This window comes from Armatimonadota bacterium (assembly GCA_017993055.1).
GTDB lineage: Bacteria > Armatimonadota > UBA5829 > DTJY01 > DTJY01 > JAGONM01.
The window spans coordinates 1-21,879 of sequence record JAGONM010000024.1; the positions used below are offsets into that span (position 1 = coordinate 1).

At 60.7% G+C, this 21,879-nt stretch carries 14 protein-coding genes and 1 tRNA gene; 12 read left to right on the forward strand and 3 right to left on the reverse strand.

The window, feature by feature from the left end; genetic code table 11:
• Positions 1 to 62 precede the first annotated feature (62 nt).
• Positions 63 to 3,089 (reverse strand): dockerin type I repeat-containing protein, encoded by a 3,027-nt coding sequence (locus KBC96_10015; GenBank protein MBP6964730.1) that lies wholly within the window; start codon positions 3,087 to 3,089, stop codon positions 63 to 65.
• Between the two features lie 1,206 nt (positions 3,090 to 4,295).
• On the opposite strand from KBC96_10015, the gene KBC96_10020 reads away from it, so the two are divergent.
• The 4 genes from KBC96_10020 to KBC96_10035 all read left to right on the forward strand — a co-directional run bounded on the left by KBC96_10020 (position 4,296) and on the right by KBC96_10035 (position 6,711).
• The gene (locus KBC96_10020) at positions 4,296 to 4,976 is read left to right on the forward strand and encodes a PEP-CTERM sorting domain-containing protein (protein MBP6964731.1); all 681 of its coding nucleotides are present in this window, start codon (positions 4,296 to 4,298) and stop codon (positions 4,974 to 4,976) included.
• A gap of 83 nt (positions 4,977 to 5,059) precedes the next feature.
• On the forward strand, positions 5,060 to 6,205 hold the full coding sequence (locus tag KBC96_10025) for a hypothetical protein (GenBank protein ID MBP6964732.1): 1,146 nt from the start codon (positions 5,060 to 5,062) through the stop codon (positions 6,203 to 6,205).
• 40 nt (positions 6,206 to 6,245) lie between these two features.
• Positions 6,246 to 6,322, forward strand: a tRNA-Pro gene (locus KBC96_10030).
• A gap of 185 nt (positions 6,323 to 6,507) precedes the next feature.
• Complete coding sequence (locus tag KBC96_10035) at positions 6,508 to 6,711, forward strand: hypothetical protein (GenBank protein MBP6964733.1); 204 nt, start codon at positions 6,508 to 6,510, stop codon at positions 6,709 to 6,711.
• 5 nt (positions 6,712 to 6,716) lie between these two features.
• Here KBC96_10035 and KBC96_10040 read toward each other — a convergent pair whose 3' ends face one another.
• Complete coding sequence (locus KBC96_10040) at positions 6,717 to 7,586, reverse strand: sugar phosphate isomerase/epimerase (protein MBP6964734.1); 870 nt, start codon at positions 7,584 to 7,586, stop codon at positions 6,717 to 6,719.
• A 194-nt stretch (positions 7,587 to 7,780) separates the two neighbouring features.
• Here KBC96_10040 and KBC96_10045 point away from each other — a divergent pair, with 194 nt between their 5' ends.
• Entirely contained in the window at positions 7,781 to 10,150 is a 2,370-nt protein-coding gene (locus tag KBC96_10045; GenBank protein MBP6964735.1) for a cation:proton antiporter, read from the forward strand.
• Positions 10,151 to 10,157: 7 nt separating this feature from the next.
• Positions 10,158 to 11,396: a right-handed parallel beta-helix repeat-containing protein gene (locus KBC96_10050; GenBank protein ID MBP6964736.1), complete on the forward strand. Its 1,239-nt coding sequence runs from the start codon at positions 10,158 to 10,160 to the stop codon at positions 11,394 to 11,396.
• A 78-nt stretch (positions 11,397 to 11,474) separates the two neighbouring features.
• On the opposite strand, the gene KBC96_10055 is transcribed toward KBC96_10050, so the two are convergent.
• On the reverse strand, positions 11,475 to 13,334 hold the full coding sequence (locus KBC96_10055) for a hypothetical protein (protein MBP6964737.1): 1,860 nt from the start codon (positions 13,332 to 13,334) through the stop codon (positions 11,475 to 11,477).
• Between the two features lie 93 nt (positions 13,335 to 13,427).
• Between KBC96_10055 and KBC96_10060 the strand changes: the two genes are divergently transcribed.
• The 6 genes from KBC96_10060 (at position 13,428) to KBC96_10085 (ending at position 21,875) form a co-directional block, all read left to right on the forward strand.
• Positions 13,428 to 15,368: a hypothetical protein gene (locus KBC96_10060; GenBank protein ID MBP6964738.1), complete on the forward strand. Its 1,941-nt coding sequence runs from the start codon at positions 13,428 to 13,430 to the stop codon at positions 15,366 to 15,368.
• 63 nt (positions 15,369 to 15,431) lie between these two features.
• Positions 15,432 to 16,376 carry a radical SAM protein gene (locus tag KBC96_10065; protein ID MBP6964739.1) on the forward strand — a complete coding sequence of 315 codons (945 nt, stop codon included), beginning with the start codon at positions 15,432 to 15,434 and terminating at the stop codon, positions 16,374 to 16,376.
• 354 nt (positions 16,377 to 16,730) lie between these two features.
• Positions 16,731 to 17,531 carry a 5'/3'-nucleotidase SurE gene (gene surE, locus KBC96_10070; GenBank protein MBP6964740.1) on the forward strand — a complete coding sequence of 267 codons (801 nt, stop codon included), beginning with the start codon at positions 16,731 to 16,733 and terminating at the stop codon, positions 17,529 to 17,531.
• Positions 17,532 to 17,576: 45 nt separating this feature from the next.
• Positions 17,577 to 18,302 (forward strand): amidohydrolase family protein, encoded by a 726-nt coding sequence (locus KBC96_10075; GenBank protein ID MBP6964741.1) that lies wholly within the window; start codon positions 17,577 to 17,579, stop codon positions 18,300 to 18,302.
• Complete coding sequence (locus KBC96_10080) at positions 18,303 to 19,040, forward strand: amidohydrolase family protein (GenBank protein ID MBP6964742.1); 738 nt, start codon at positions 18,303 to 18,305, stop codon at positions 19,038 to 19,040.
• A gap of 66 nt (positions 19,041 to 19,106) precedes the next feature.
• Entirely contained in the window at positions 19,107 to 21,875 is a 2,769-nt protein-coding gene (locus KBC96_10085) for a glycoside hydrolase family 99-like domain-containing protein (GenBank protein ID MBP6964743.1), read from the forward strand.
• Positions 21,876 to 21,879 lie beyond the last annotated feature (4 nt).

Genomic DNA, 21,879 nt, shown 5'->3' on the forward strand with positions numbered 1-21,879 from the left:
TGCATAGTGCCGGGGAGAGCCGGAGTGGCTCTCCCCGGAGTGTGATGGCGCGCGCAGCACGATTACTGCGCGTCGCCAACCTTGAACCAGTTCATCTTCATGATGTTGTAGTCGGTCACATTCACGACGCCGTCGCCGTTGATGTCCGCGAACAGGTCTACCGTAGACATCCAGGCGCCCTTCAGCACCGAGTAGTCCAGGACGTTGACCGAGTTCGAGTCGTTGATGTCGCCGCCGAGCAGCGTGAAGCAGTAGTCGGCCCCAATGTAGTAGTAACCAGCGTCCGTGAATGCGTTTCCGGTCGCTGGATTGATCTGCAACAGGTGCTTCGTACGGAGACTCCACGCGGTCTTGGCGCTCAGGTTTGCTATGTTAGCCGGAACGTCAGTCAGAGTGACGTCGCTACCCTTGGCCGTCCCACTCGCATTGCTGAACAGGAGAGAGGGTGTCCATGTCTTGAGCACCGTGCCGGCGGAGTCGGTGGCTGTGAAGACCACACTCCGGGTGACGGAGTACGAGGTAGACGATAACGTCGCGAACTTCACCCAGGAGGATTTCCCGCCGATGGTGAGTTGGTTGACGTTGACGTAGATCCAGTCCGTGAGTATCTGCATGTTCCCCGCGCTGTCCATCACCGTTACCGTGACCTCGTGGACGCCGTTGACCATAGTCGCGGGCACGAAGCAGGTCATGCCCTCGGGGCAGGGCACCAATGGCGGGGCAGCAGGGTTATTGCAGCTGACTATCGCCGGGCAGGTGTAGACCCCTCCTCCATCATCGGCAACGGAGCCTGCCCAGACACCGAGACCGTCTACCGCAACCGTGACGGCAGAGATACCTGCGGTGGCATCAGTCGCAGTAACGGTGAAGATGATGCCCGGTGCGACTGGATCTGGCGCAGCGCCACCGCCGCGAAGGGTGACTGGACTCGTCGCTATGGCGCTGCCCGTCAGCACATTGGCGCCGCCCTGAGTCGCCGTAAACGACGCTCCTGGGTCTGTCTTGTCCAGGTAGAAGTTCGTGCTGGCGGATGCCGAGTTCCCGGCCTTGTCGTATGCCGTCACCTGGGCGCTGTGAGTCCCGTCGGACATGCCTGACACGTCGAGGGCGTAGATGCTGGTTGCCGTGAACGGAGCACCTCCGTCTATCGAGAGCTCGTAGTAGTCAATGCCCGCGAGGGCATCTTCCGCCGTGAAGATCAGATTGACGGTGTTCACGTTCGTCCAGCTCGCCGGGTCGGCGCTGATCGCCACATCGTGCGGCGCGGTGCCGTCGATGACGACGTCCACGCTGTCGCTCTTTATCGGGCTGATCAACCCCCCGCCGGTAACCGCAAACCAGGTCTTCTCCACGTCGGTGGCACCATCTGGTCTGAAGACCATATTGGTTGTGCCTTCGGTGCCGGTGGGTGTCAACGTGATGATCGCCGTGGTTGCGTCGGCATCCGTGCCGCCGACCAGGTCGAACCTGACTCCGACTGCCACATCCAGATCGCCGTCCGTGTTCCAGACGTTCCAGATCAAGTTCGTCCAGTCGCCGCCGCCGGGGGCGACACTCACTGCCCCGGGCGCGCCGCTGAAGTAGGCCGAGTCGAACGCAAGGAATGCCTGCACTGCGTCAACCGGCTGCTGCAGGTTCTCGACGTTCATGTTGATGACGCACGTCTCCGTCGGCTTGATGTAGATGCTCGCCGGAGTCGGCTCGAGGTAGAGGTGATTCGGCTCTATCTGAGCATCTTCGAACAGCCCGACGTAGTCCGCCGAGTCGAATGTGATCACGGGATCCCTGACCATGCGGGTCTGTGTCGCATAGGTCGTGTTGCCGACTGTGTCGCCCCAGATCAGCGCAATGCCGTATCCGTTCGTCAGCGTCGGGTTGCCCGCGATGTTCATGTCGCTGAAGGCTTCTCCCCACGCGCCCCATCCCAGTGCAGGGCTTCGCTGGTAGTCGTACATCCCGGCGATCGTGTAGTTCTTTATGTCGCCCCACGTCATCGTCGTGAACGGATCGCCGTACACGTTCGTGAAGCCGTTGTGCTCGTATACGGCTACCACGGTCGAATCGGGTATCGAGGGCGAGGTCAGATCAACGGTCATCCGGCTCCAGTCGGCGTCCAGAACGGTGATCCCGCCGACCACCGTTATTCCAAGAGAGGTAGGGGCGAAGATTCCGTACTTGCCGTTGCCGTCGGTCATGAAGTAGTTGATGGTCGGATATCCCCCCAGGGAATGCTTGAAGTCGAACACAAGCTTGATATCCTTCAGTGCCTTGCCGACGGCGACGTTTGTGGCCGCGAAGGTCCGCGAGCCGTCTCGCCATCCGTTCGGGCCGAGCCCCCCGGTCGCCAGAACGTCTGGCGCGGCACCGTTGTTTTGGTACCAGTACCAGCCGCCGGCATTCCGAGGCTGCTTATGGTACCCCAACTCTGTGCCGTCGTCGCTGATGTCGAACTGGTTCACGCCGTGGGCTGTCGCAACCTTCCATGCGGCCGACTTGGTACTCAGCGATATGTTCGACACGGAGAAAGTCGTGTTCGACGTCCCGCTCATGCCGATCTGCGGGCCCCAGAAGGCGGCGTAGTCGCCGCCGTAGGACGTGCCCATGATCATGTTCTTGACCTGCTCGAATGTGCCGCTCTTCGCAGGGTCATACGCTGACCACGACCCGCCGGGCGGGCGCGTGCGGTAATCAGCGTGAGTCTTGAGATCGAAGGTGTAATCGTAGCTGCCGCCGGCTCCGCTCCAACTCATCGGTGACAAGAGGACCAGCACGCTGCTGCCCGGGCCGCCCGTCGGGCTCAGATACAGGCTCCCGTAGATAGTGCCTGGCGGGTTGTTCATGCCGTACACCTTGTAGCCGCCCCCGATGATGTCGGCAATGCTCAGGTGGTAGGTCTGCGTGTTGAGTCGCGCGAAGACTGAGGCTTCGTCCTCCGCCCAGGCCGCGACGTACGCACTTCCGATGCCTACGCTGGCACTTCCCGCTACGAAGTAGTCAGCCGGATTGCTGAAATCCCAGTTGTACACGTCAGCCTGTAAGGCCGGGCACATGACAAGCAATCCGAGCACTGCAAGTAGTAGATAACGCATTTCGCTTCTCATCCTTTCCCGTCGTCAGTGCGAGGCCTTTGACTGCACAGCGCTCGCATCAGATATCGTATCCCGAGAGACAGAAGGCCGCCGCGAGATGAGTCGGCTCGGTCCGGGGACCCAAGAACGACCCACCGAGGTCGCAACGTGCATTCCGTAACCAACCTCGCTCTCACTTGCCGCAAAGCTCGAAAGCATCACCTCCGTTGATACAGCGAATGGGTAGCCGGATCCACCGAGACGGTCAGTCGCTGGAACCGCCGCGCTACCCGTTGCCGTGAATCGCCATCAACGTGATTTACAGTCCGTGATCCCTTGGCGAATCGTAGACGTACGCGTTACGGTCTCGCGGACGTCGGAAACCCCTCTCAGGACGCACCCCGCCGATCCGTGGTGAGGCTGGCCGGCAAGCCGAACTCCCCGCGGTGCAAAAGCGCCCGGAAGGCGGCATCCGTCCCGAAACTTCATATTCTGATGGCTTGGTACTGGTCGGTAGAGGGCATCGCGGTTGTAAGTCGTCTCGTGGAGAGCAGCGGTGGTGCATCCGCCCGCCCGAGACCCGCGGTAGCCGGTACCGATGGTGCTGGGGATCGCAACGATCTGCGTCGTTTGCCCGAGTTTTCTGTGGCCCCGCTGGAAATCCGATGGACGCTACGTCTGCCCGTGCGACACTTCGGAGGAGTTATCACATGTTCACAGCGATGTCACAGATGCAGTGTTACCTCTAAGCGTGGGTGCGATAGTATTGCTGGCTGACAGTAACGAACCTATTCTAGACCCGAGCCGGCTATTTGTCAAGAGGGTTTTGAAAAACCGGTACATTTACCAGGTCAGTCTCAAATACCGTTGCTGTGGTGCGCCACAGTACTCGGCTAGTTAGTTCTAGCTATGTCAGCTATTAGCGCTGGCAATATTGACTGCTCGGCAGGTCAGGCAACCCTGGCAATAATACTAGTTTTGAGGTTCATGACCACGAAATGACTTGACTAAAACGTCAGTCTGGGGTAGACTGACATGGATAGCCACCAGTGGGTGGTGGCGCGTCAAGGGCAGGGCGCAAATAGTAGGGCCTGCAGACGGCCCGCATCTATACCGGGTTTTGGCACTGTAGAAACATACGGCACGATTCTTGCAGTGCAATACTGACGTGTGAACAACGCAGGTCTTAGAAACCCCGGGATTCCAAAAAGGAGGGATCAGAGGAAGATGGCAACACGCGTATTCTTGGCAATGGTGATTGTCTGCTGTGTACTATCGGTCGCAGTAGCGGATGATCTGGCTCCACCGGTGTGGCGTGGCCAGCCGGGCAGCACGTTCCAGGCCTGGGAGTTCGGCACCGGCGAGAACCCGGCATATCCTAGCGCGCTCAACAACCCGTACGGCACTCCGTGTGCGGTGATTGACTATGATCCTCCGTTCGGCACGGGCTGGATCGAAGGGACTGAGTGGTCGGACGTCTACGGTTCGAAGAGGGGTTGGTGGGACATCGGCACTGGCTCGATCACCATTACCATCCCAAACACCGTGAACACCGCGCCTGATACATACAAGGATATCAGGATTCAGATCACGTACTGGCAGGATATCAGCGACGCTCCATCGGTCAACGTTCTCCCGGGCGGGGTCCATATAGGTGAGACTCAGCACTCCCTGGTCGAGGCTGGTCCCACGGGTGGAGGATGGTATTCCATGCTCGCTGACTGGCGGCTTGTTCCCAATCCCAGTTGCGAAACCATCATTATCGCTGCGGATCCCATGTGGGGCAGTATGATAGATGAAGTCGTGGTTGACACTATCTGCACGGCGGTCCCCGAACCGGGAAGCTTGGCCGTGTTGGCGACTGGTGTGCTGGGCTTGGCCGGATTGGCGTTTAGGCGCAGGTCATAGACCTGGAACTCGATGATCTCAGGGTGGCCGCGGTATCCGTGTGGAAACTGCGGCCACATTCATCTTAGGCCATTGATGAGGTAATGAAGAGAACAGCTCTTGTTCGAAAAGCCAACATTTCGGCCCTTCTCTTGATTCTGCTTCTGGCACTGCCATCTGCGGTTTCGCCGTCCGTCCAATATCGTATCGAGGACCTGGGCGACCTTGGCGGGGGTTTCGCCAGGGCCAGGTCGGCCAACACCGACGGGGTGATTGTCGGAGAGTCACTCATTGACGCTCCAACTCAGGTTGAGAGGGCGTTCATCTGGATTGACGGCAACATGTGGGACCTCGGCACTCTCGGTGGAAGCAGAAGTCGTGCTCTGGCTGTCAACGAGCACGGAACGGCAGTCGGGTGGGCGCAGGATTCCGCCGGACTGTCGTGGGCTGCATATTGGGACTCCGCGGGCGCTCACGCCCTGCCAGGCCTAGGCGGGTCCGGAGGTAGCGCGTGGGCTGTGAACAGCGCAGGGAGCATTGTCGGGAGTGCATATGCGAGCCCAGGGGTCTACCATGCGGCGCTGTGGGATACTGACTCCATCCAGGATCTCGGGACGCTTGGCGGTGTCTACAGCGTGGCCTATGGGATCAACTCCAAGGGGGGAATCGCCGGCGCTGCCGACAACGGAGCCGGTCAACAGCGAGCGTGCATCTGGACTGAGACCGGCCCGATGGATATAGGAGCGCTGTCCGGCGGGAAATGGGATACCGCGAGGGCGATCAACGACAGCGGCGCCGTGATACTCTGGGGCATTCCCTACGCCGAGACGGCGAAGCGGGCGGGGTTCTGGAGCGGCATGACTGGTGATCATGTGGTGGACCTGGGTACATTCGGCGGCAAGGAAAGTTGGGCGTACGGGCTCAACAATCACGGTTGCGTGGTTGGCTGGGCCGGTCTGGCCTCAGGGATCTACCATGCATACGCATATCAGGGCGGAGTAATGACGGATCTCGGCACTCTGGGCGGGCAGTTCAGTTCAGCGAACGGCGTTTCCGATGACGGTGTGATCGTGGGCTGGGCTCACGATACACTGGGCCGCACGCACGCCGTCAGATGGGTGCCGGTCCCTGAGCCGTCGGGGGTGATCACCATGTTTGCTTCGCTAGCGCTTCTGGCTTGCGTAGCGGTCGCCGCCCATGCAGGCGCGCGGCGGAGATCTTCGCGGAGTTGCAGGCTCATCAGGCCTTGACACGGACTGGCCCGGGTGTTAGAATCCCTACATAACCTATCGGGGCGTAGCGCAGCTTGGTAGCGCACCTGTATGGGGTGCAGGTGGTCGCAGGTTCAAATCCTGTCGCCCCGACCATTGGCCATCTCTCTCCGGGGAGGTGGCCTTTGCTCAACTGCCGCAGGTAATGCGCGGCGTCTCACCGCGGGATGGTCTTCGCTTGTCACTCTGCTTTTCGAGGAAAACCATTGCAGAGCTGTGTAAGTTGTGTTATGCTTATTGTCGGGCAGCACCCGAGGCGAGCACGTCCGGCGCCAAGGTCAGTGAAGACTAAGCACGGTGGACTCATGTCGAATGCGCTCTGGATGATCCTGTTGTTCGTCGGAATAGCCGTTGGGGGCACGACGCTTGCGGTAGAGAGGATCTTCGACCTCGGCCGTACTCCGTTGCTCGACGGACTCGTTGTCGCCTCGATCGCGCTTGTGCTCATATCGTTCATCCCCTTCATATCGAAGCTTCGCGACTGACCGCGCTAGAGTATCGTGCGGAAGTAATCGGCATCCGACCTCAGCACCGCGGGCCATTTCTCCCGAGGAAATTTCCCAAGCGACTCGTCCTCTAGGCAGAGGTCCCGGCTGTACCCCGCGCCCTTCAGAATCTCGACGACGCGTCCGTGATCCACATCTCCCTCCCGCATGGGAGACACGTACTTGCTGTACTCCAGGCCGATCTCACGCTGTATCTCCCGAAGTCCTACGGGATAGCTGATGTTCTTCGCGTGTGTGTGCTTGCAGCAGGGGGCAAACCGCTCGATGATCTCGTAGACTCGAGACAGAGGGTGTCCATACCAGTAGAAGTTGCCTGTATCCAGTGTGAGACCGAGTCTCTGCGACCTCACGGCTTCGAACACGGCGTCCAGGAACTCGGGCCGGTTTCCCTGGAAACCGTGGTTTTCAATCCCCATTTCCACGTCGGAGGCCGACGTTTCATCGAGCACTCGGGACATCGCCTTGGCAAAAACCTCAATATTCGTCTCTGGCGGAGTCTCCTCCTCGCCGTGCATCATGGCGTCAATGCGGACCGCCGGGATGCCAAGGGCATCGGCCGCCCTGATAGCTGCAATCGTCCAGTCTATTTCGAAATCCAAGTCGGGATTCGCGAAGTTGTTTGCCATGAGAAAGGCCGGCACCCGGATGCCGTTCTCGGAGAGCTGCTTTCGAAGCGTGTCTATCCCTTGCGGCGTATCCAGTCTGATCCGTTCGTCGCCGGACGCACCGATACGGCGGACCGAGCAATTCCGGTCGAACTCGAGTTCTACTGCGTCGAATCCGAGGGCGTCTAGCCCTTCCTTGATTGAATGCCATCCGGCGAGAATGATATGGTCGCGAGCCGACGGGTACATGGTATGCTCCTCAGGTGGAATGCCTGGTCCGAGTATAGAGCGGCCCCGACGGCGAGTCAAGTTGAGTCCGAGTGCTGGCGAGAGTCATCTTTGACTGTGAGTCAGCTGTGCAGGTATAATGTCCGCGCGCGGAACCAAGCTTTGCGCCCGGGGTGTCTTGTCCCGAGCATTCCCTAGAGCCAACATCGTCTGATATGCTCGCTGAGTTCTTGTCAAACCCTAACAACGAGTTCACCGCCTTGCTTCTGCTGGCGGCGGTCCTTGGGGCTTTCGCCTTGCGCCTGCGCCAACCGCTCATCGTTGCCTTTATCGCTCTCGGCATTCTCGCCGGCCCTTCCGGATTGCGGCTTGCGAACGATACCCAACCCATTCATCTGCTCGCCGAACTTGGCCTCTCGCTGCTTCTCTTCGTGGTAGGTCTGCGCCTCGATGTCGGTCTCATTCGCAGCATGGGGAAAGTCGCCCTAGCCACAGGGTTGGGCCAAGTGGTCTTCACCACGGCACTGGGGTATGCAATCTGCATCGCCCTCGGATTTGCGCCGATCTCGGCTCTGTATATCGCCATAGCCCTCACTTTCTCGAGTACCATCATCATCGTCAAGTTGCTCTCGGACAAGCGGGAGACCGATTCGCTGCACGGTCGGATCGGCATCGGTCTGCTGATCGTGCAGGACCTGGTTGTGGTGCTGGTGATGATCGGGCTCACGGCATTCGGCCGGGACAACGGCCATATGGCGCTTACCCTGCTGGTTGTTCTTGGGAAGGGCATGGCCCTGCTGGCCGGCTTGGGCCTGCTCATGGTCGCGGTGCTCCCGAGACTGTTGGGAGTACTGGCCAGGTCCGCGGAACTGCTTGTACTTTTCGCGATAGCATGGGCGGTCGGCCTGGCTAGTCTAAGTGATGCGATGGGATTCAGCACGGAGGTCGGTGCCTTTCTTGCCGGAGTCTCTCTCGCTTCCACCAGCTACCGCGAGATCCTGGGGGCAAGGCTGGTAAGCCTTCGGGACTTCTTGCTGCTCTTCTTCTTTGTTGATCTCGGGATACGGCTGGATCTGGCATCGCTCGGAGAGCAGGTGTATGCAGCGATTCCGCTCTCCATTTTCGTGCTGATCGGCAATCCGCTGATAATGATGGTGATAGTCGGTCTCTTGGGATACCGGAAGCGAACTGGTTTCATGTCGGGGATTCTAATCGCTCAGATCAGCGAGTTCTCGCTCATTTTGGCTGCGCTCGGACTTGAGCTCGGGCATATCGGCGAGGACGTTGTGGGTCTGATCACTCTGGTGGGCCTGGTAACGATAGGTCTCTCTACGTACATGATAATCTATTCAGAAGCGCTGTACGAGTGGCTGTCCCCGTATCTTGATGTCTTCCAGAGGAAACAGCCGAGGCGCGAGTTGGAAGTAGGGGACGCGCACGGCTTCACATGCTGCGACGCAGACGTGATCCTATATGGACTCGGGCGCTACGGATCGGAGATAGCAGGGCACCTGGTTGATGCCGGGCGGACAGTGCTGGGGGTTGACTTCGACCCGCAGGCAGTGAAGAACTGGAACGCTAGGGGGGGTATGGCATGGTATGGCGATGCAGAGGACCCGGAGTTTCCGGCATCCCTGCCGTTGCTGAGTGCGAAATGGGTCGTAAGTTCGGTCCCTGACCGCGTGATCAACCGTTCCCTTATGCACTCACTCAGGCAGCACGGTTTCAACGGAAGCGTGGCGGTGACAACGCACAGGGCGGATGAGGAGTTGCCGGCCTACTCGGAGGCGGATCTCGTGTTTGTCCCGTTTACGGATGCGGCATTCCACGCGGTGGAACGCATCGCGGAAGCGGATGAAGAGCAAAGGAGGCGCAGGTTGGAAAAGACCATTGCAGGCATATCGAACCACTATATCGTCTGCGGATACGGTCGTATGGGCCAGCAGATCGTCAAGGACTTCCGCAGGTCGGGAATGCCTCACGTCGTAGTGGAGTCGAACCCGATCCAGTTGCCAAAGCTGATCGATCACGACGTTCCCTATGTGGAAGGAAACGCGAGCGAGGACCCGGTTCTGCGCGCGGCGGGGATCGAACGCGCGAGGGGACTCATAGCCGTTGCGGCATCCGATGAGGAGAACGTATTCATCGTTCTAACTGCGCGCGGCATGAACCAGGGGCTCTACATCGTCGCACGCTCGATCCTGGAGGAGAACGAGGACAAACTGCGAAGGGCAGGGGCGAATCGAGTCATGTCGCCGTATATCTTTGGCGGGCATCGGATGGCATCCGCGGCGCTCACTCCTCGCGCCATGGACTTTCTCGACTTCATGATGCACAGCGATCAGGACGATGTGGAACTTGGTGATGTGACAGTCTCCGCGGAATCCGTTCTTGCCGGACGCACGATCAGAGACAGCGGGCTTCGCCAGAGCGCGGGGGTTCTGGTCCTGGGCGTCAAGAGACAGGGAAGTGACAAGTATCATTGTCCGGAGGCGGATTTCGAGATTTCGGTCGGAGACGCGTTGGTGGTCATGGGCTCGGCCGAGGAGATAGACAGGGCCGAGCGCCTCGCTTCCGGGAAGTAGGCCGCCTATGCGGCAGTGGGAGGTCGCGATATTGAAGAGCTTGTTTTCAGTGGTTACGTTGCTAGTGCTCACGCGCACATTCTGCCTCGCTGCCGATGCTCCTAGGGTCGGGGAGGAGGTCAGCGTCAGTGAGTTCGGTGCGGTCGGCGATGGAGTGGCCGACGAGACCGCCGCGATCAGAAAGGCCATCGAAGCGGCAGGCACGGGCGGAACTGTGAAGTTCCCACCCGGACGGTATCTAATCTCCGGCACGCTGGAAATCGAGGGTGTCGCGCTGGTGGGCAGCATCGCCGGCGGGTTTCCGGCGGACTGGGACGTGATGCCGTGCATCATCGTGACGCACACAGGCGGCCCGGCAATCAGGTGCGGCCACGCCGCTAGTGTTCACGGGCTCGTGCTGAGGTACGAAGGAGTCAACTGGGAAGCCCCGGTCAAGTACCCGCCGACGATCCTTCTCTCCGGCGTCGGCATCTCGATAAGCAACGTCAAGACCTGGGGCGCGTACGACGCGATCATCGCCGATGGGAAGTCGAACATAGGGCGCGTGAACCTGGAGAACCTCTTCCTCGCGGAAGTGGTCAACACAGGTGTCTTCCTCACCCAGGCCTACGATATCCCGACGATGCGCAATGTCGAGGTATTCTGCACGAACAAGCGCTTTCTGAACCAGGGTGTAGGATTCAAACTCGGACGGCTCGATGAGTTCCACGCGTCGAACTGCTTCGTAATCGGCGCGCAGATCGGATTTCAGTTCATCGAGCATGAGTCGGCGATCGGCAAGGGCAGCACCGACGGTGGGCTGTCGAACTGCTCGACTGATTTCTGCGGATTCGGGTATGTTGTGGAGTCGGGTGCGAGGCTGCGGGTGACCAACGGCAGCTACCTGAACCACGCGACGGCGTTCAAGATCGCGCATCCGGGTGCCTGCGTGATCGTCCACGGTGCGATCATACAGGGCAACGGATATCATATCGTGGACATATCCGACTGCGGGAATGTGATGTTCAGCGCGTGCCGATTTCAGAAGGCCTTCGAAAACCCGAAAGCCTGGGGTGCGTATATCACGGGCGGCAAGAACATCATCATCAACGGCTGCACGTTCGATGCGTTTGGGCCCGGAGTCTACCTCGGCGGCACGGCCCAGAAAGTAACCGTTTCCTCGAACCTGTTCGAGGCTGAAAAGTTCGAGAAGGTAGAGAACAAGCTAGCGAAGACCGCAGGGACGGTTCTATCGGCGAATCAGTGAGTCCTCTGTCGTTGCGAAACGTAGACTGCGAGTAGAGTCCCCGGGCACGTCTCTGCAGGTGGGGCCGACGATCTGCCTCTAGTCCTTGTCGGCGGTGAACTCCAAGAGCGTCACCCCGTTTGCCTCGAGTCGGAACGTGTGGCAGAATTGGCCCGACCTCCCGACCGGGAACGTCTCTGCGGTTTCCAATCCGCGGCGGTCGGCGTTGTTCCAGATGTTGCTGTGCTCCTTGTCCATGAGATATCGCCTGCAGACGCCGCCTTGTATCTCCTTTGGCAAGTTGTTCAGCAGGAGCCTGATATCTCTCCGGACGCCGTATCTCTGAGCGAAGTTAAGAATCAGCACCGTCACGCACCTTGTTTTCGGGTGGAAGGAAGCGATTCCGGCAAGCTCATCGTCATTCCCTGAGAGCGCGATCCTCTGAGGGGCGAGCATGTTGAACATCCTGCACACATTTGCCGCCGGTTTGGGCCGGTTGTCCTTGAGGAACATTCCCCACGATCCGGCGAACCGATCGTCCCAGTCCTTCGCCAGGAAGTAGCACGCCTTGTCGATACCCCCGGGGATCATGCCGCGCGCCGCGGATGCCGCCGCCCATGCCGCGCCGATCTCGTTGTCGTACGGTCGGTCGTGCCACCAGGCATAGCTCCACTCGGTCAGAATGAACTCCTTCACCTGCTTCTTCACTCGTGGATAGTCCTGGAGGTATCTGCGCGTCGTCTCCGCCTCATCCCTGATGGTCTGCCAGGGGTGGAAGTACTCGTGCCAGGTAATAAAGTCGAGCGGTATCCCCGTTTCTTCACAGTGAGCCATCAGCCCGCGCAGGAAGTCCTCTCCCCGGATGAACGCCGTGCCTTTGTCTGCGTTCCAGGGACCCGCCGCGTTGCACGGACCTCCGACCCATGCATTCGGGTCCGCCCGCTTCACCCCTCGAGCGCACGCATCGTAGAGCTTAAGGTAAGTCTGCAACAGGTCCTCACCGGGCGACGGGACGATCCAGCCCGCGTTCGATTCGTTCCAGACCTCCCAGTACTTCACGTAAGCCTTCCGCTGGACGTTGCACCGCCGGACCGCCGCGTAGACGAAATCCTCCCACTCCTGCCAGTCCCTGGGGCGAGCGTGACGGTCGCTGTTCGGAAAGGCTTCCAGCGCCTCAGGCATATACGAGATGCAGAGGATCGGTTCGGCGGGGATGCTGCGGATGAAGTCGACCCTCCGATCGAAGTCCTCCCAGTCGTAGTAGATCGTGCCGTCGTCTCGCTTCTTTGCGACGTTGGTCAGCACGTTGTCCATGCGGATCCACTTGACGCCCGTGTCGCGGAACCTCGCCGCAGTCTCAGGAGAGTAATCCGGGAGGCCCGCGCCCTGGGACAATCCCCCGAACGGCTGGAGTAGCTTCCCGAGCCGTTTCTCGCAGTCCACCGTGATCTGGAAGGGCTCGTTAACTCGCGCCGAGTCGAGGAACACGATATCGGACTCATTGAGTTCGCCCTCGCCCTCCGCATCGTCCGTCAGGCCCATGAACGCGCGAACCGCCACCCACACGCGTCGCCCCGGGCGCCCGTGTTCAGCGAGGAGAATCATGCCCGCATGGTCGTTGTCGTAGCGCGACTGCAGCTTCCCGTTGACATAGATCTCCCCGCCGCCGGGGGTGTTCCACTTCATGCCAACAGGAAGACCTGCGGTCGGCTCTCCCTCCAGCGTCTCGGGGATGGTCACGATCCCCCTGAACCAGGCGTATCCCCGACACCGCCACTTGTGCCCGCACCGGACGGTCTCCCAGGCCGAATCGTCGAAGAGCAACGCGTGCGCCCCGGACTGATCACCCGCGTGGAATCTCCAGAGCAGTTCCCGGCCGGGGTTCACGGATTGGGCACTCGCAGGACAGGACAAGCCGACAAGCACGATGACGACCAGAAGGGTCCGTATCAGTCCCATGAGTACACTCCTTGCGTTGTGCGTGGCCACAACGAACCTTGACCGGGCGACCGTTGGGTTATTATACTCGGTTTCATGGAGAATGGGATAGAGATGAACCAGCCGCGGCGCCTCGCGCCCCGATACCGTGCCATAGTTCTCGGGGCGATGCTCGTGCCCGTCAACGTCTACTTCCTGCTCTACATGGAGGTAGGCTTTCGGAACATGAGCAACGCCGGCGCCGGTCCGTATCCCTCGACGATCTCTCTATTCGCGAATACCGTCCTCTTTCTCATCGTCCTGACCCTCCTGAACGGCCTCATCGCCCGGTGGTTTGATACTGCACTGGAGCGCGGCGAACTGCTCGTCATCTATGCGATGCTCACCATCTCGACGGCGATCGTAAGCATTGACTTCCTCGATGTCCTGGTTCCGATGATGACGTACCCCTTCCGGTTCGCCACCGCCGAGAACCGCTGGGCGCAGATCATACTCCCGCACATTCCGAGTTGGATCAGCGTGAGCGATCCGGATGCCGTGCGCGGATGGTACGAGGGTCACACTGCACTCGACTGGGCAATCATCCGACACTGGTTGGTCCCGATCGGGGTCTGGTCCAGTGTAATCCTGACCATGCTGGCGGTGATGTACTGCATCAACACGCTCGTCAGGCAGCAGTGGATGGAGAGCGAGAAGCTGCTCTTCCCGATCGTAGAACTGCCACTCCAGATCACCGAGCCAAACCGGCGCATCTTCCGAAGCAGGCTGATGTGGGCGGGGTTTGCAGTCGCCGGCGGAATCTCCATCCTGAACGGCATGCAGCTCTTCTATCCGTCGCTCCCTGCGCTCAATGTGAAGATGTGGGACGTATCGCCGCTGATGCCCGGACGCCCGTGGAGCGCGATCGGCTGGACTCCGATCTCGTTCTACCCCTACGGCATAGGGCTCAGCTTTCTGCTTCCGCTGGACATGCTCTTCTCGTGTTGGTTCTTCTACGTCTCGTGGAGGGTGATCCGCATCGTGGGGGATGTGTACGGCGTGTACGAGTCTACGCCGACGTTTCCTTTCATGGACCAACAGGCGCTGGGCTCGTACTACCTTGTCGCTGTGTTCGCGCTCTGGTCCGCGAGGAGACACCTGGCCAGAATCTTCAGGGCCGCCTTCCGAGGACAGCACGACCCGGACGAGGCGAACGGTCCGATGCGCTATCGAACGGCGTTCCTCGGGATAGCAGTCGGCCTGATCGTGCTGACGTGGTTCTTCCAGGTCATCGGCATGGGATGGTACGTTGCAGCCGCAGTGGTGGTGATGTACTTCTTTCTCGCGCTCGCAATCGCCAAGATGCACGCCGAGTTCGGGCCCCCTGCGCACGATCTACACGGCATCGGACCGGAGATCGTGCTCATCGGCGCACTCGGCCCGGCCGCGTTCAACCCTCAGCAGCTCACGGCGATGAACTGGCTGTTCTGGTTCAACCGCGCCTACCGCAGTATCCCCATCGCTTACCAACTCGACGCCTTCAAGCTGGCACACCGGACTGATACGCCGCAGAGGTACATGGCAATCGCGCTCGGTCTCGCATCGGTCGCCGCGGTGGTCAGCGGGTTTTGGATCTTCCTGCACTTCGGGTACACCAGGGGCGCGTCGGTGGGGATGGCGGGGCACATACCGTATTTTGGGATGCAGGCGTACTCCTGGCGGCTGCACAGTTGGCTCGTCGTTCCGAAGCCGCCCGATATCCCGGCGACGCTTGCGATCGGATGGGGGATGGCTTTCGCCTACTTCCTCTACTTCATGAAGCTGCGGGTCGGATGGTGGCCGTTTCACCCGCTCGGGTTCGCGATCTCGACCAGCTATTCGATCGGTACGCTCTGGCTTCCGATGTTCATCGCGTGGCTTGCGAAGTTCCTCACGCTGCGCTACGGCGGGATGAAGATGTACAAGACGGCGATGGACTTCTTCATTGGCCTGCTGCTCGGCGATTTCATCATCGGGTGCCTCTGGCCGATGGTGGGGTGGGTGCTCAACGCCCCAACGTACAGCTTTATGCAGTGAGGTTTGCATCCTCAGCCCCGATAATGTATCCTTGAAGGGAATCCCCGACGAAAGAGGTCACCCATGGAAGGCATTCTGGTAGCAACGTACCGCTGCAACGCGCGGTGTCACATGTGCAACACCTGGCAGTTCCCATCCACGCCCGAGCAGGAGATGGACCCCAAGTACTACGAGAAGTTTCCCCAGTTGGAGTTTCTCAACATCACCGGCGGTGAGCCGTTCCTGCGCGACGAACTGGAGGATATCGTCAAGATCGTCAAGAAGAAGGCGAAGCGCATCTGCATCAGCACGAACGGGTACTATACCGACAGGATCGTCGCCCTCGCCGAGAAGTTTAACGGCGACATCGGCATCCGCATCTCGCTCGAGGGGCTCCCCTCCGCGAACGACGAGCTCCGCGGCCTCGAGGACGGCTTCGACCACGGGCTCCGTACCCTCCTGACACTCAAGCGGATGGGGATGAAGGACATCGGATTCGGCATCACGATCTCGGACAGGAACTCCGCGGACGTCCTGGAACTGTACGAACTCGCGAAGCACCTCGACGTCGAGTTCGCGACCGCCGTCGTCCACAACACCTACTACTTCCACAAGATGGACAACGAGATCACCAAGCAGGACGAGATCGCGGAGAACGTCCGCAAGCTCATCCGCGAACTATTCAAGAGCAAGAAGCCGAAAAATTGGTTTCGCGCGTACTTCAACCACGGGATCATCAACTACGTCTACGGGGGCGACCGCCTCCTCCCGTGCAACATGGGTCAGGACATATTCCTCTGCGAGCCGTGGGGAGACATCAAGCCGTGCAACGCTCTGGACGAGGTCATGGGCAACATCAAGGATCAGACCTTCGAGGAGATCTGGAACAGCCCCCGGGCGGAGGAGGTCCGCAAGATGGCGCGAAACTGCGGGAAGAACTGCTGGATGATCGGCAGCGTCGCGCCTGAGATCAAGAAGCGGAAGCTCGAAATCGGCAAGTGGATCCTGAAGAACAAGGCTAACTACTAGACGCATCTCCCCTTACCGCTGCGCAGCCAGTGCCGGCCGAATCAGGCCTGCTCCTACCCCGGGAAGGTGGTGCCAGTTCCGTCTGTGTTCTTCCCGCAGCCGCTTGGGGACGTTTCCATAGCGAACGGGGACGTTTCCATAGCGAATGGGGACGTTTCCATAGCGAACGGGGACGTTTCCATGGCGAACGGGGACGTTTCCATGGCGAATGGGGACGTTTCTATGCCGAATGGGGACGTTTCTATGCCGAATGGGGACGTTTCCATGCCGAATGGGGACGATCGCCAAGCGTTGAAGGCCGATCTCGAGCCGGCACTTACCCGCTTCCGCTCGGAAGTGCTATAATGGCGCGTCATGAACGAACACGGCGGGCCGAACATCCTCATCACCAACGACGACGGGATTCATGCGGAGGGCATCCTGGCGCTGAAGCGGGCGCTCGACCCGCTGGGAAACGTGATTGTCGTCGCCCCTGACCGCCCGAGGAGCGCCTCCGGCCACTCCATCACGCTCCACAAGCCTTTGCGCGTCAACCGCGTGCGGCTGCCCGACGGCTCTGCAGGTTACTCCACGAACGGCACCCCGTCAGACTGCGTGACCCTGGGGATACTCGACATCCTGGAGGGGCAGGCGGCGCTCGTCGTCTCCGGTGTCAACCGCGGGCCGAACCTGGGGTGGGACCTCACGTACTCCGGGACGGTGTCTGCGGCAATGGAGGGGGCGATCATGGGGGTGCCTTCGCTCGCGGTCTCGGTCGCATCCTACGACGAGCATGCGTCGTTCGACTACGCGGCGGAGTTAAGCGCGCATCTGGCTGAGTTGATGCTTCGCCATTCGCTTCCGGCCGAGACCCTGCTGAACGTGAACGTGCCGAACCTGCCGCGCGACGAGATTTCGGGTATAGAAGTGACGACGCAGGGGCGCAGGCGTTACGCGGGGCGGATTGACAAGCGCACCGACCCGCAGGGGCGCACATACTATTGGATCGGCGGGGACGTGGTTCCGGAGGAACTCGAGCCGGGGACGGACGGTCGGGCGGTGGCGGACGGCAAGGTATCGGTCACGCCGGTGCACCTGGATCTCACGGGCTACGGCGCACTGGACGAGGTGCGGGCATGGGGCATCGAGGCGGACGACGGCCGCGTCGGCGGTTAGCGATCCGGCTCGGATCGCCTGCCGCGGGAAGAAGGGACGAGGGACATGGAACACCAGATCATTGACGCGAACACCATCATCGGGGTGCATCCGACGCATCATCTCGACCTGTCCTCGGAGCGGCTGCTCAGGGACATGGAGGCGTACAAGATCGAGATGGGGCTGACGCTCTCGACGGTCGGGATCTTCAGCGATCACGTGAAGGGGAACGAGGAGACGCTCGAACTGGCGAAGGCGGAGAAGAGGCTCGTGCCGGTGGCGACGGTAAACCCGGCGCGCTACTTCGGGACGGGCGAGGACCTGCGAGCGTTGCGCGGGGCGGGCTTTCCGATCTGCAGGCTGTACCCTGACGAGCAGGGGTGGCCGGTTGACTCGGCGGCGGTCATACACGTGGTGACCCAGCTTGCCGCGCAGAAACTGCCCGTTATGATAAACGCGGAGGGGGCGGGCGACGCGTCGAGGATATCGCGGCTGATGGCGAACTACCCGGCGCCCGTGATCCTTTGCGGGATCAGCGGCGCGAACCTGAGCGAAGCGCTGGCGCTGTCGGCGTCGCGGAACATCATGGTGGAGACGCACGAGCTTCACGTGCCCGGCGCGCTGGAGTCGCTGGCGGAGCGGCTGGGGGCGGAGCGCATCGTATTCGGATCGGGTGCGCCGAGGCGTTCGATCGCGGCGTCGCTTTATTACGTAATGTATTCCGAGATGTCGGACGAGCAGAAGCAACTCGTGCTCGGGGGGAACATCAAGCGGGTGCTGGAGGCGGCATAGATGGCGATAGACATCAGGGTAAACTACACGGACACGGACGCAGTGGGGAGGGCCTTCGGCACTGAGGGCCTGGTGAAGGCTATGGACCGCTACAAGATCGAGGCGGCGGTGCTCACGTCTCGGCTGGCGGTGGAATGCGACTTCCGGCGGGGCAACGAGGAGCTGCATCAGGTATTGAAGGGCGACGAGCGGCTCTACGGGTACTTCGTTGCGAACCCGAACTACCCAGGGGAGACGGTGGAGATGATGCGGGAGCGCATGAACTCGCCTAAGTTCCTGGCGGCGGCGCTCTACTTCGGCTCGACGAAACCTTACCCGAACGCGGAGGACTTCGACGAGATACTGAACGGCTTCAGGCGGTTCGGCAAGCCGGGATTCATCCACACGACGGACCAGCAGTCGGTGGATGCGGCGGAGGAGATCGCGCAGGCGTTCCCCGGGATACAATTCATTCTCGGCGGGATGGGCGGGGCGGACTGGAAACGGGCGGTGAACGCGGCCGACCGAAGGGTGAACATCTTCCTGGAGACTTCCGGGTCGTACGATGCGGAGAAGATCGCCTATGCGGTGGAGAAGGTGGGAGCGCATCGGATACTCTTCGGCAGCGACCAGCCGTTCGCGGACCCGGCGGCGATGCTGGCGCTCATAAAGAGCAGCGGCATCAGCGAGGAGTCCATGGCGAAGATCGCCGGGCAGAACGCGCGGAGCGTTTTTGAGGAGATGGGGAACAAGGGTTAGGACTTCATCCTCGTCCATCCTTCTCTTCCTCGGACCGACACGCAACTTGCGGAGGGAGCGTCAAAGGTGAACAAGTTCCTGGCGATCGTCGTGCTCTTGGTTCTGCTCGTCGTCCCCTCGGCGGGGGAGAACCTCCGCATTCTCGCACAGTGGGAGTTCACCGAGGCGGGGAACTTCGGCGGCTGGGCGCCTGGGAACGGCATCGAAGGCGCGGAGGTCCGTGACGGGTGCCTGGTGGGGAAGACCGTTTGGCGCGATCCCCTGATTACCGGGCCGTCGGTGAGCCTCCCCGCGAAGCCTAGCCAGTACGTTGAAATACGGATGAAGTCCTCGGCGGACGGGTGGGGGGAGCTCTTCTACACGAACACCACGGAGCAGCCTTACGGCGGCTTCCGCCCGGAGAAGATGCAGCGCATCGAGTATAAGGCGGGCGACTTCCGCGTCTACCGCATCTACCCCTTCTGGCAGAGCGAGAAGCTGATCCTTCGGCTGCGCCTTGATCCACCGGAGGACGCGGACTTTGCGCTCGACTACATCAGGGTTATAGAGGTTGATTCGGGCCTGACGACGCGCGCATTCTTCGACTTCACGAGACTCGATCAGAGGTGGGTATCTCATCAGCCCTACGGCTCGATCGACGATGAGTGGATGCTGCTCGGCGGTGATGAGGAGATCGTGCTCTTCTCGCCGAGACTCGACTTCGACGCGGAGGACTGCTCCTGGCTCTCACTGCAGGCGCAGTTCTTCGGGGTCGAGCACGTCACGCTCCAGTGGGTGACCGACGACCTCCCTGGAGTGCAGTCGCTGGTCATCCGCCCTGGGGAATATCGGTCCCTGCGGGTATACAACATCCGGGCGGAGGAGATTCCCGAGTGGACGGGGCGCATCCGCCGGTTCGTGCTAAGAGTCCCGCCCTGTGAAGGCAAGGGGATCTCCGTCGGCTTCGTGGGCGCATCTGACAAGCCGATGGGACCCGCGCAGATCGAGGTGACGCGCTTCGGTGCCCGGGACGCGATCAACCGCATGGGTAAGACCGCTGTCGTGCAGGCGATGCTGACGAACAGTGGCGGGGAGACGGCGCGTGAAGTCGAGGCGACCCTGCGCCTGCCTGAGAGGGGAGTTCAACTCGTCCTGTCGCCGGACTCCGCGCACGCGACGATAGAAGGTTCGGCGCGGCAAAAGATCGCACGCCTGGGTGCGGGAGAAACCCGGGCGCTGGAATGGGAAGTGAATGCGCGAGGGGAGGGCGAGCTTCGGGCGCGGATTCACGTTACTGCGGCGAACGCGGGAGTGACCTCGGACGAGGCGGTCCTCCGCTGGCATCCGGCGGTCCACGTCCAGAACGCATCGTACGTCCCTGAGCCGAAGCCGGTTCGCGGAGAGTTCGAGGTGGGCGTGTACTACTATCCGGGGTGGCCGAGCTACACGAAATGGAGCGTGCTAGATGACTTCCCGGAGCGGCGCCCGATCCTGGGGTATTACCATGAAGGCGACCCTGAAGTCGCAGATTGGCACATCAAGTGGATGCTGGAGCACGGGATTACTTTCATCATTTATGACTGGTACTGGTCGGCGGGCTCGCGCCATCTCGAGCACGCGATTCACGAAGGGCTGTTCAACGCGAGATATCGAGAAGTGATTAAGTTCTGCCTCCTGTGGGCAAACCACAATCCGGAAGGAACCTCCTCGGCGGAGGACATGGTCAATGTGACCAACTACTGGCTGGACAACTACTTCCTCCTCGAGAACTACGTGAAAGTTGACGGGAAGCCCGTCGTGGTGATCTTCTCGCCCCTTCGCCTGACGGACGACATGGGTGTCGAAGGAGTCAGGGCGGCATTCGAGAAGTCGCGTCAGATGGCAAGGGCGTGCGGCCTCGAAGGCATTTACTTCGTAGCCTGCTCATATCCGGGGCGCGGCGGACTCGAAGTGCTGGAGAGGGAAGGCTACGATGCGGTATCCGGGTACAACTACCCGAGCGCCGGCGACAACGGGCAGCTTGTGGCTCCGTATGCGGACATGGTGAGCGGTTACTCGGAGTTCTGGAAGTCTATCCAGGACAATACGTCGCTTAGATACATCCCGGTGACGGAGCCGGGCTGGGATGCGCGGCCCTGGCACGGACCGGACACGCGTGTTCGCACGGGGAAGTCGCCGGTGCTGTTCGAGCGGATGCTTCGGAACGCCAAAGGGTTTGTTGAGGAACGCAGTCCCGATGCTCGGGAGAAGATCGTGATCATCGAGGCGTGGAACGAGTTTGGCGAAGGCGACTACATCGAACCGCATCAGGAGTGGGCTTTTGAATACTTGGACGCGGTGCGGGCAGTCTTTGCACAGGCCGACGAACCGCACGAAGATATCATTCCGTCGGACGTAGGACTCGGACCGTATGACCTGCGAAAACCACTTCCCGTCACCTCCTGGCAGTTCGACGATCCGAAGCACGCAGGGTGGGATGCTACTCAGCATCTGGGGGAATCACGCGTCGAGGATGGAATCCTCCGGGCGGTTTCCACCGGACCCGACCCGGCACTCTACGGCGAGCTTACGGAACTCGACTCCCGTAGGTTCGGCATAGTCGAGGTCGGGATGCGGGTAGACAAGGGAAGAACGGGCCAGCTATTCTGGGCCCAGCGTGCCAGGGGGTTTAGCGAAGCCTTGAGCCTCAAGTTCGACCTGAGCGCGGACGGCGAGTTCCATGTATACAGACTCGATGTCGGGTCAGTAGCCACGTGGAAAGGGGAGATCAACCGTTTGAGGCTCGATCCGACGGATGAGCAGGGAGCGCGCGTTGAAGTGGACTACTTGAGCATGGTCGAGGGAAGGAATCAATGAGCGA

Excerpts from the sequence above, each read along its gene's own strand:
- KBC96_10015 (MBP6964730.1), bottom strand. The coding sequence starts at position 3,089 with ATGCGTTATCTACTACTTGCAGTGCTCGGATTGCTTGTCATGTGCCCG.
- KBC96_10020 (MBP6964731.1), top strand. The coding sequence starts at position 4,296 with ATGGCAACACGCGTATTCTTGGCAATGGTGATTGTCTGCTGTGTACTA.
- KBC96_10025 (MBP6964732.1), top strand. The coding sequence starts at position 5,060 with ATGAAGAGAACAGCTCTTGTTCGAAAAGCCAACATTTCGGCCCTTCTC.
- KBC96_10040 (MBP6964734.1), bottom strand. The coding sequence starts at position 7,586 with ATGTACCCGTCGGCTCGCGACCATATCATTCTCGCCGGATGGCATTCA.
- KBC96_10045 (MBP6964735.1), top strand. The coding sequence starts at position 7,781 with ATGCTCGCTGAGTTCTTGTCAAACCCTAACAACGAGTTCACCGCCTTG.
- KBC96_10050 (MBP6964736.1), top strand. The coding sequence starts at position 10,158 with ATGCGGCAGTGGGAGGTCGCGATATTGAAGAGCTTGTTTTCAGTGGTT.
- KBC96_10055 (MBP6964737.1), bottom strand. The coding sequence starts at position 13,334 with ATGGGACTGATACGGACCCTTCTGGTCGTCATCGTGCTTGTCGGCTTG.
- KBC96_10060 (MBP6964738.1), top strand. The coding sequence starts at position 13,428 with ATGAACCAGCCGCGGCGCCTCGCGCCCCGATACCGTGCCATAGTTCTC.
- KBC96_10065 (MBP6964739.1), top strand. The coding sequence starts at position 15,432 with ATGGAAGGCATTCTGGTAGCAACGTACCGCTGCAACGCGCGGTGTCAC.
- surE (MBP6964740.1), top strand. The coding sequence starts at position 16,731 with ATGAACGAACACGGCGGGCCGAACATCCTCATCACCAACGACGACGGG.
- KBC96_10075 (MBP6964741.1), top strand. The coding sequence starts at position 17,577 with ATGGAACACCAGATCATTGACGCGAACACCATCATCGGGGTGCATCCG.
- KBC96_10080 (MBP6964742.1), top strand. The coding sequence starts at position 18,303 with ATGGCGATAGACATCAGGGTAAACTACACGGACACGGACGCAGTGGGG.